The sequence below is a fragment of the Rhodococcus sp. IC4_135 genome, assembly GCF_011602025.1.
Taxonomy (GTDB): Bacteria; Actinomycetota; Actinomycetes; order Mycobacteriales; family Mycobacteriaceae; genus Rhodococcus_F; species Rhodococcus_F baikonurensis.
On sequence record NZ_JAAOLG010000040.1, the window covers coordinates 26,385 to 35,220 of the forward strand.

At 61.8% G+C, this 8,836-nt stretch carries 11 protein-coding genes and 1 tRNA gene; all 12 read right to left on the reverse strand.

Translation table 11 applies throughout. The features are described from left to right. Window positions 1–68: 68 nt before the first annotated feature. Window positions 69–314 carry a hypothetical protein gene (locus G8767_RS31770; RefSeq protein WP_166813850.1) on the reverse strand — a complete coding sequence of 82 codons (246 nt, stop codon included), beginning with the start codon at window positions 312–314 and terminating at the stop codon, window positions 69–71. Further along, window positions 311–2,158, reverse strand: coding sequence for a hypothetical protein (locus tag G8767_RS35610; RefSeq protein ID WP_206029981.1), 1,848 nt, complete (start codon window positions 2,156–2,158; stop codon window positions 311–313). Before G8767_RS35610 ends, G8767_RS31770 begins: the two co-directional genes overlap by 4 nt. Next, on the reverse strand, window positions 2,136–3,680 hold the full coding sequence (locus G8767_RS31780; RefSeq protein ID WP_166813852.1) for a phage portal protein: 1,545 nt from the start codon (window positions 3,678–3,680) through the stop codon (window positions 2,136–2,138). Before G8767_RS31780 ends, G8767_RS35610 begins: the two co-directional genes overlap by 23 nt. A gap of 13 nt (window positions 3,681–3,693) precedes the next feature. Continuing rightward, a complete protein-coding gene (locus G8767_RS31785; protein WP_166813854.1) occupies window positions 3,694–4,329 on the reverse strand; it encodes a terminase in 636 nt (211 codons plus the stop codon). Then, window positions 4,316–5,359 (reverse strand): terminase, encoded by a 1,044-nt coding sequence (locus tag G8767_RS31790; RefSeq protein ID WP_166813856.1) that lies wholly within the window; start codon window positions 5,357–5,359, stop codon window positions 4,316–4,318. The genes G8767_RS31785 and G8767_RS31790 overlap by 14 nt, the downstream gene beginning before the upstream one ends. Further along, window positions 5,346–5,837 carry a hypothetical protein gene (locus tag G8767_RS31795; protein WP_166813858.1) on the reverse strand — a complete coding sequence of 164 codons (492 nt, stop codon included), beginning with the start codon at window positions 5,835–5,837 and terminating at the stop codon, window positions 5,346–5,348. The genes G8767_RS31790 and G8767_RS31795 overlap by 14 nt, the downstream gene beginning before the upstream one ends. Window positions 5,838–5,914: 77 nt before the next feature. Further along, window positions 5,915–5,992 (reverse strand) — tRNA-OTHER (locus tag G8767_RS31800). Window positions 5,993–6,075: 83 nt separating this feature from the next. Further along, a complete protein-coding gene (locus G8767_RS31805) occupies window positions 6,076–6,387 on the reverse strand; it encodes a hypothetical protein (protein ID WP_166813860.1) in 312 nt (103 codons plus the stop codon). Between the two features lie 179 nt (window positions 6,388–6,566). Continuing rightward, entirely contained in the window at window positions 6,567–6,908 is a 342-nt protein-coding gene (locus tag G8767_RS31810) for an HNH endonuclease (protein ID WP_166813862.1), read from the reverse strand. Then, a complete protein-coding gene (locus G8767_RS31815; protein ID WP_166813864.1) occupies window positions 6,892–7,176 on the reverse strand; it encodes a hypothetical protein in 285 nt (94 codons plus the stop codon). The genes G8767_RS31810 and G8767_RS31815 overlap by 17 nt, the downstream gene beginning before the upstream one ends. Before the next feature lie 254 nt (window positions 7,177–7,430). Beyond that, complete coding sequence (locus tag G8767_RS31820) at window positions 7,431–7,763, reverse strand: DUF6221 family protein (RefSeq protein ID WP_166813866.1); 333 nt, start codon at window positions 7,761–7,763, stop codon at window positions 7,431–7,433. After that, on the reverse strand, window positions 7,760–8,695 hold the full coding sequence (locus G8767_RS31825; RefSeq protein ID WP_166813868.1) for a hypothetical protein: 936 nt from the start codon (window positions 8,693–8,695) through the stop codon (window positions 7,760–7,762). Before G8767_RS31825 ends, G8767_RS31820 begins: the two co-directional genes overlap by 4 nt. Window positions 8,696–8,836 lie beyond the last annotated feature (141 nt).

An 8,836-nucleotide genomic window follows, 5' to 3' on the forward strand; every position in this document is an offset into this window, starting at 1 on the left:
AGAATGTGTGCACAGCAGAAGACCCCGGGAGCTATTGCTTCCGGGGTCTTTCGTGTCGGTGCGGTGTGTTAGAGCGCCAGCAGCTCGTCGAGAGTTCGCCCCTGCTTGGCTGCGTTCGCTTCCCAGTACGCACGGTTCTCGTCGGTGAGTGTCGTGGGAGCGGCGGGAGCAGCTTCGGACTGTGGGTCGAAGTCGGGATTGATCCGGCGGTGGCGTTCGAGGTCACGCTCGGTGAAGGTCCGGCGGGCGGGTTGAATGTTTCCCCACACGTCGAGGTAGCGGTAATTGCCCAGAACAAGGTGCGGCAGCATCATGGCAGCACTCCCATCCGTCGGTACGTCCATTTAAGTATATCCGCCGCCTCGCGGCTTCCTCCGCTGATCGTCAGCAGCCAGTCGTCGTTGCGTTCGACGACGGCCGCGTAACCCTCGGCTACCCATTCTTCCCGGCCGGACTGTGCGTGGCCCTCGGATCCCGTTCGGTAGTAGTCGTTCACGGCAGGGTTCTTGTGGATGTACGCGGAGTGCGCCCACTCGACGTACGGATCGTCGATGAATCGATCGACGCTGGTGACGTCCGGTTCTTGCACCCGCTGTTTGATCGAGGCGGGTAGGTGCTCACTCCCCTGCTCTTGCCACACGACATCGATGGGGTTGCCGCGCAGGGTGCGGAAGTCGAGCGCGTGTCCTATTTCGTGAGCGACCACGTTGATTGAACCGGATTCGTGACCGGTCGTGATGACGACGGCGTCGAGACTGTCCTGGTAGAAGGACACGTCTTCGATGGCTCGATCGTCAGCAGTCCGCACGTCCTTGTAGAGCGCGGCGAACTTAGACTCCGAAACCTTACGTGCGACAACGATTTCCACGCCGCGTTCTTCGAGGATCGCGAGGGCAGATCGAGGGACCATCGTGAAGTCGCGGTCGAACTGCATCTTCTCGACACCGGTGACGTTCGAATCGATCTGCGGTGTTACCAATTTCGGTGCCGGGACTGGCGGTGTCACTGCTGCGGCGTTCGCTGCTGCGAGTTCCTCGGGTGTCTGCCAGATCGACTTTCCGTCACCAGCGGGGCTTGCGGATACTCGGGACGAACGCCTTGCAGGTGAACCGCCCGCGATGTAGCCGTTCAGCTTCAGCAATCGAATAGCGTCTGCTTGGTCTTCGGCGATCGCGTAGATCGATTCCGGCATCAGCCGTGGCGCCTTCGCCTCGAAGTACCTGCGCCCTCGGACGTCGGTTCGGCGTTCGGCGTACCCGGCTGCGGACATCGCTTCGTACGCGACACCTCGTCGCGTGACACCTTCCTTGGTTGTTGCGATGTCCTGGCCGTACACCTTCTCGGTGCTCAGTCGCCCCTTGGGGATCCACCCCGCGAGATTCGTCTGAGCCGTGGACATTCCGCGACGCGCGTTCACGACCTGCGTGATGTCGGAACCGTCCCGGATCGCTTTCGCGCCGGAGATGGTGAAGGTCTGATCCTGCTCTTCACCCGTCAGCGAGTTGAAATACTCCATCGGGTCCGTGCGCAAATCGCGTGCCCGGTTCTCTCTGGCGGGGATATGTCGGCAGTCGCAACCAGGGTGACGATCGAACCCGGTGTTGTACCGGTAGAACTTTCCCGCCAGGACTACGCATCCCTTGCACGAGGGCGGGTTGAGCATTCGCACGTATCCGACGTCGTGGCGGGCGGCGATCGACAACGATGTCGCGACGCGTGCGGCGTCAGCGATCTGCGTCTGAAACCGGGTGAGCAGCGCCGACAGCCCCGACTGCCACGCATCGAACATGACTGAACTGTCGACTGTCTCGGCTTGGCCGATCTTCGCTTTGGTTCGGATGATCGCGCCGTACATGAGCGAGTCGAGAGGCCGGCCGTCCGACGCGACCCCGACGAGGGGGCTGGGATCGACCTCGACGTCGGGATCGACCGGCGTTCCCATCTCCGCCAGAGCGGCTGCGACGTACTCTTCGGTTCCGGCGATGGCGCGGGATTGGCCGGCCACCGCCAGAGCGGTCAGCTGCTCGACGTGTTCGGACCACCAGAAGTCGAAATCCAAAGGCGGGTGCTCTCCCCAGATCCGCTTCGCGGTGAGGAGCACAACGCCCATGATCTTCTGTTGCTCGAGGTAGTACTCACGAGTCGATTGAGGCAGCATCGGGAACCACCTCGGCATCCATGGGTTCGGCGCCCGCCGTCAATTCCTTGCGGGCCGCGGGAGCGAGGGTGCGCATCGCGCGATTGATGACGTCGTTCTCGTCGTCGCGTTCGACCTTGATCTGCGTCATCCAGCCCTCAACCTTCGGAGGCGTTGCGCCGGGGATCATTTCGAATGCCGCCCTGCGCGGGAAGCCAGTCGAAATGAGTTTGACGATAGCGTCGATCGTCTGCGAGAACGGACGCACAGCGTCATCGCCCCACACGATCTCCGACGAGTAGTCATCACCACCGGCGGCACCTCGTGCACGGTTTCCGAGTCGGCACACCGTTTCGAGTGCTTCACCGGCGCTGGACTGGAGATCTTTGACCAAGTACTTCGTCGTCGTATCCGCGCCTTCGAGCGCGTCCCCGGACAGGTTCGCCATCCGGTTCAGACTGTATTGCGGCGGCGTCTGGGCGATCGCGAAGAACGTGGTCATGAAGTCCTGGTACACCTTGACGTAATTGTCGAGGTTCGACTCGGGCATGTCGAAGACTTCGGTGTCCTTGCCGGGGAACACCAGTGCTCGATCGACGCCGATTCGACCGGGAGAGTTCAGGATCGGGATGGGTCGCCCGTTGTTGTCGATAACGAGTTTGCCGTCCGACTGCTTCTCGAACAGGACGTTTCCCTGAGAGTCCTTCGCGACGGGGTCGTATCCGGTGAAGACACGCTGTCGGTATGCGGAGAACTGCATTGCGAGCAGTGTGTTGAAGCGGATGGTGTTGAGCGCATCCTGCTGCGGCATCAGCGGTTCGAGTGCCGAGTGCGGAACACCGTCAGCGTCGACGTTGATGTCGGATGCCACGAACGGCAGTTCACCGAGACCGTGCTTGCCCTGATCCACCAGCTCCCACGTGCCACCGGTGAAGCCGTTGCCGCGCTTGCGGAACCTTACCCAGTCCTCATGGTCGTAGACGTAGGCGAGCTGGATCTTGCCTCGCGAAACCGAGTCGGGCAGCCACAGCGACGAACCTGCAGCGGAGTCCGGGTCGTCCATCTCGACGGTCTTGACCGCGAACATGTTCTCGAACGGGTTCTCCGGGTCAGGTTCGAGCCACACCCGTTTGCCGTTCTCGACACGGATGATCGGCTTAGCCGGGTTGCTTGGGTTCTTCGATGCCGACCAGATTCCTCGGCCGTGGGCCATCATGCTGAGGAACACGATTGGGGCGCGGGCGTCGAGCTTGTTGGGTTGCCACACCGAATTCCAGGTGTCGAGGTCGACTTGACCGTCCTCGCCACCTCGGCGAATACCTTCGGGGCGCATCCGCTGGACTGGAGCTTTCATGGCCAATGCCAACCAGTTCGCGATCGACTGGTCCTGCAGCGCCTGGTATTCCGCATTCACCCCTTCGGGTGCATACGGCGCGTCCTGGATTCCCAGAAGGTAGTTTTCCCGCCGTTCCCACTGCGGTCGCTGCTTGTCGAGACCTGCGAGACCTACCCTGAGGTAGTGACGTGCCGTCTTCTCTTCCACGCCACTCTCCTTTTCATTTGAATCCGTACATCGCGTACGAGATCGATTCGGACTCGTCGGTCTCCCAGCCCTTGGCTGCAGCATCTGCCGCAGCTTCATGAGCGAGGACGGACGCCACACCGGAATCGATTTTCTGGTGATACGCGCCGGCGGGTTTGCCGATGATGTATTTGTCGCCGCGAGCGGCCATCTTCCGGATGTTCTTCATGTGGGTCGTCGTGATCGGGCAACCGTCCTGTGTGATGCGTCCGGTCTTGAGGTCGGTCAGGAAACGTTCGAGAGCCGAATGCATCTGGACAGTGCGGAACGTCGACCATTCGACGACGATCTCGTCGCCGTACTCGTTCGCCCAATCACCGATGTCGGACTGCCAGTCCTTGGGGTCGCAATACATCCGGCGCACATTCCATTTACGGAAGATGTCGTCGACCGCGATGTGGACTTCGTGGCGTGGAATTCTTCCACCCCATGCCTTCGGATCCCAGATCGTCGGCAGGTTGTTCGGACCGTAACGGGGAGTGAAGATTCGACCGGACTGTGTCTCGCATTTGATTGCGGTCCAGTCGTCGTTCTCTGAACCGTCGAATCCCACAGCGATCGAAGTGCCCTTGCGGGGGTTGTTCGTCCACTTGATCTCATCCGGTGGCATAGCGACTCTCCCACAAGTTGTCCGGCAGCCATGCACCCTGGCCGGTCTCCTCGAAGTTGCCGTAGAACCGTTTCGCCTGCGCGGGATCGGTTTCCATGAGTTCGGCGATTTCGGCCTCGATCGAGTTGAGGTCGATCCACGTGCAGCCCGCGTAAACGTGCTTGAGAATCTGGCGCCTCTCGCGCCGATTCCCCCACGACAAACCCGCCGGCGGCTTGCGCAAAAACTTGAACACGTCTTTCGACGTTGACTCGTAAGTCCTTTGCGCATAAGAGTTTATCGACGGATCCCACATGTTCGAGTACTCGATGCCGCGGCCCTGCATACCGGCCAAACCGCGGCGTTGCGTCTCCGCGACTTTGATCAGTTTGTTCGACTTCGTGTACAGACCGCTCTCGTCGTTCAGTACGAACGAGACTGGGTTACCGAGTCGAGAATCTGCGGACGCGGTGACTCTGTCGATCCTGTTGTCGTCTCCCGGCAGCCGGATGAATCCCTCGCGGATCAGCATCACGTCACCGAGCGGACCATTCTTGATCATCGTCCGGAGAGGCCGGTAAACGTTGTCGACTTGCTCTTCCGATGTAGCCGTCAGCTGGATCAGCGGCGACGGGTGAGGCATTCCCATCGGTTCGCCTGGCATGTACGCGTGCTCGAAACCGCAGCCACATCCGTAGTCCGCGCACGAATACCCGTCGTCCTCGCCCGCCCAGCCCGCAAACAGTGAGGGCCCAACCGCTTCGACGCATGTGGTGACTGCGCCCTGCGGGCCCTTGCCGGATTTCTGCGGGCCGATGATTTGCGATCGTCGATACCTGAATGCCTGGTTTCGCATCGGTTTCTTCGGCTGCCACTTCGCAGTCGGCCGAACCTCGTAATGCTTGGCTGTGCACCAGAACTGCCAGTCGACTTGGACATACGGCTTGCCCTGATCGAAACCGTCCGGAATCGAGCAGTGCGCGGAGATCCAAGGATCGATGACATCACCGAGCGTGGGGAAGTCGACGACGTACGAGTCAGTCGCCGGCATTGTCGTCGACGGACCGCAGGCGTCGGACAGGCGCGGACTTGCGGGCGTTCTTTCGAGTCGAGCCCTGGTCAGACGCGCCGTTCGGATCGTCGACCAGATCTTCCGGCACGATCACCCATCCGTTCTCCTTCAGTCCGGCGGGGGTGAGTCCGATCTGGTCGGCCAACCGCGTCGCGGCAGCTGCGGTTGCGGCCGGCGCATCGGCTGCTTCCATCTTCACCGACCACCGAACCCAAAGTGCGACGGTTCGCCAGCGCCATGACTCGCGTATCCACTGCGATGCCTGGGGTGTTCGCCAGGCCTCGCCCCATACCTCGAGCTCACGGTCGTTGCTGCCAGCGAGTGGGAACCGCGGGATCTCCCCTTGGTATCCGAGTACTGCCAGCTGCCGTGCCTTCAGGTTTCGAGCGTCCGATCGCGCCGACATTGCCGACGGAGCGGGGCCTGACCTGTTTCGTGCACCTCCGTGCCCAGCCATGTGAACTCCTTCAGCGGCCTCGCGCCGCGCCGGATCACCGGGCAGCCTCACGCTGTCCGGAACGAATGAGATGGAAGTGGTTCCCCTGGCAGGATTCGGACCTGCGCCGTCCCGTCCGTATTGCGGCGGGGGCTCTGCCTCTGAGCTACAGGGAATCTATTCAGTTGTTGGTTCAGCGACCCGTCAGGGCAACGATGCTGAACCACCCGCTACACGAAGGCATGCGGGAGTCTGCGGGTCAGACGCGCGGTGGCCAGAGGTAGCCGCCGTCGTGCTCACCCTCGATTGCACTTGTTGCCCAGAAGGTGTCGGTGCCATCGAGGAAAACCTGGAGATTGACATTCACCGACCCCGACCAAGCCGCCACGATCATTGCGGGAAACACGTCACCGGCCTGGACTTTGTTCCCGAAGTGGGCGACGTAACCGGTGTCCGTGTACGCGGGATCTGTGGACCGGTACTTCGCGAAGTCGAGACGCCGACGGTTGATCGCTTCGGCTTGGTTCTCGGAGACTTTGAAGTGGACGATGCGTCCGATACTGGGCTTCATTCGGAGGGCCTTCCGGGTCGAGTTTCCTTGGTGGTCAAACGTTTTGAACCCTCCGCACCAGACAGAGGCCTCCCCCGCGGCGGAGGCGTTTTTCTTTCGCCAGGGGGTACCCCCCACCCTTTGCGTCGCCGCAGGTCAGCGAGATCGTTGCAGTTGCGAACGAGTTTCGTCGTCGCAGGTCAGGGACGTGCGGCCTTGCGGCTGTTGCAGCTTCGACACAGCACCGCCAGAGGGCCACGTGGGCTGCCTCCGCGATCGATCGGGGTGATGTGATCAGCGGTGAGGTCTTCGGCTCTGTGTGACGCGATGCGATAACCGGGGCACCAGTTTCCATGCGCTCTGCGGTGCGCGTCCACGGCTTCCTTGCGTCGCTTTCGCTCGATCCAGTCCCTCGTCACCTTGGTCGGCGTCGTGCGTCGCTGGTGTGCGTCGCGTGCCGACTGGTGGGTCCGGCAGCGCGGTGCGGGTTGGATGTTGGGACAGCCAGGCTCGGAGCAGACTCGGTTACGCGCTCGGGTCATCGTCGAGGCGGACCCAGCGAGCCGTGTCTTGGTCGATCACCCATCCAGCCTGTCGGTTGAGGATGGACTGAGCGAGCGGCGCGAGGTAGTCGGTCACTGTCTGGAAGTGGAGGGGCTGGTCGACTGCGCCGAAGGCCAGGCCGTTGAGCCACTTCGCGAACGCCTTCACCTCGTCAGTGTCGTCGGCGGGGTGTGGCGGTTGCTCGTGCTCGATGCCGGCCAATCCTTCTGCGATGCGATCTCGTAGTTCGTCTTGGATCTCGGGCACGGTTGACCTCCATCGTGATGGTCTTGCGACTGGTCCTGCGTACTTACGCGCAGCTACATCTACCCAAGGGATCGGGGTCTCAGATGTGCTTTCAATTCCGCCCGCGGTACACAACGACCGAGGTGGTGATGTTGACGCTGCAGGTTCTCGCGACCACCGCGAGAGATTAGGAATGCGTAGGGGTCTCAGGTTCTGGACACACTTCTAGCGCGAGACCCATGATGCACGAGGGGACACCCATCCGCAACCGGCCGTCAGACAGCCCACTCAGTTCGGTAGTCAGGGTGATCGGAGTACACCGACGCGAGCGCCCGCAGAATCAGGTCACCGACGGACGGCTCCTCGACCATATTTCGACTGCCAACGCGGCGATCACTATCGACCGACATGTCGCAGCTCGTTGCCTCGTCAGCCGCTTCGATGATGGCCCGTTTTGCTGCCACCTCACGACGAGTCCGGGCAGAGGTTCCCGGCACATTCATGTAGATCGGGACACCCCCGAACTTCTCGATGTCTCTCAGGTCAGCTTTGTCGGCATGCATGTCGTCGTCAGCAAGGCGAGCGGTAAGGAACTCTTCGATCTTCATGGGGTGTCTCCGTTGTTGTCGGATTCGTGCCAGCTGGCCCCGGTCACGATTCGGTGGATCTGCGACTTGCTTATCGCGTACGTCGCAGCGAGTGCGCGCATCGATGTGCCCTTGGTGTGGTCAGCTCGGATTGCTCGGACTTCATCCCACGTGAGTTCGGCTCTGCCGTTCGCTTCACCACTGACGTCGGCGGGTTCGCTTTCGGCCGGCTCTTGCTCCGGAGCGGTCTCGTAGTCGATCACTCGGGAGAGTGTCAGCAGATTGTCTTGCGCCCAAAGGTCATTGCACGAAAGGCATTTGCATCCATCGAGTGTCATCTGCAATGCGGCCTGCCGAACGACCTCCCCCGCTGAGTCCTTGCGATGGACGTATCGCTCTCCGCACTGTGGGCACGGTGCGATGACTTCGAGTTTGCGTTGCTTCACGCCGTCGACGAGTTGCTCCGCTGCCACTTGCCAACCCTCGAGCTCCCTCGCGATCAGTCCGCCGTACGTCAGCCACACCTGATCGTTCGGCCATTGGTACTCAGCGAAGTTTCGCAACCGGGCGGTGGTCGTCCCGGCTGTGTCGAACATGATCCCGTAGGCCACGACCTCGACGCGGCCCTGTTCTCCGTCGAGCCCGAACTGCTCTGTCCACCACGCGACTCGTCGATCGACCTCGGCCACCCAATCGAGACCGTCCACCCACACCGGCGGCAGCGATCGGGCGACGCCTCCCGTCGAGGTGCCTTGTCGGCCGGCGAGATCGGATCGCATCTCGTCGTAGACGCTCGGCCGCAGAACGCGGACCAGTCGGGGCCAGCTGTAACCGTCAGTCTCGTCGACTGTCATCACGGTGTGGACGCCGGCGCGTTCGCCGATGAGTGCATAGATCGCCGCTGCGATTCGCTCGCCCAGTTCTTCCGGCGGTTGAGGGGTGAAGGTGATCACGCTTTAGCTCCCTGTGGATGGAAAGCAGCGGGGGCATGGTTCGTCGAGCCCGTGCTGAGAACAGGTGGATTCATCCGCGACTGGAGAAGGTGGGCCGGACCATCCGTAGTACGCGGATCCGAACTTCCCGGGGCCGGGGAC

Bases quoted from the DNA above. Each gene is read 5' to 3' on its own strand.
- G8767_RS31785 (WP_166813854.1), bottom strand. From the start codon at position 4,329: ATGCCACCGGATGAGATCAAGTGGACGAACAACCCCCGCAAGGGCACT.
- G8767_RS31820 (WP_166813866.1), bottom strand. From the start codon at position 7,763: ATGAAGATCGAAGAGTTCCTTACCGCTCGCCTTGCTGACGACGACATG.
- G8767_RS31805 (WP_166813860.1), bottom strand. From the start codon at position 6,387: ATGAAGCCCAGTATCGGACGCATCGTCCACTTCAAAGTCTCCGAGAAC.
- G8767_RS31810 (WP_166813862.1), bottom strand. From the start codon at position 6,908: ATGACCCGAGCGCGTAACCGAGTCTGCTCCGAGCCTGGCTGTCCCAAC.
- G8767_RS31770 (WP_166813850.1), bottom strand. From the start codon at position 314: ATGATGCTGCCGCACCTTGTTCTGGGCAATTACCGCTACCTCGACGTG.
- G8767_RS31795 (WP_166813858.1), bottom strand. From the start codon at position 5,837: ATGGCTGGGCACGGAGGTGCACGAAACAGGTCAGGCCCCGCTCCGTCG.
- G8767_RS31790 (WP_166813856.1), bottom strand. From the start codon at position 5,359: ATGCCGGCGACTGACTCGTACGTCGTCGACTTCCCCACGCTCGGTGAT.
- G8767_RS35610 (WP_206029981.1), bottom strand. From the start codon at position 2,158: ATGCTGCCTCAATCGACTCGTGAGTACTACCTCGAGCAACAGAAGATC.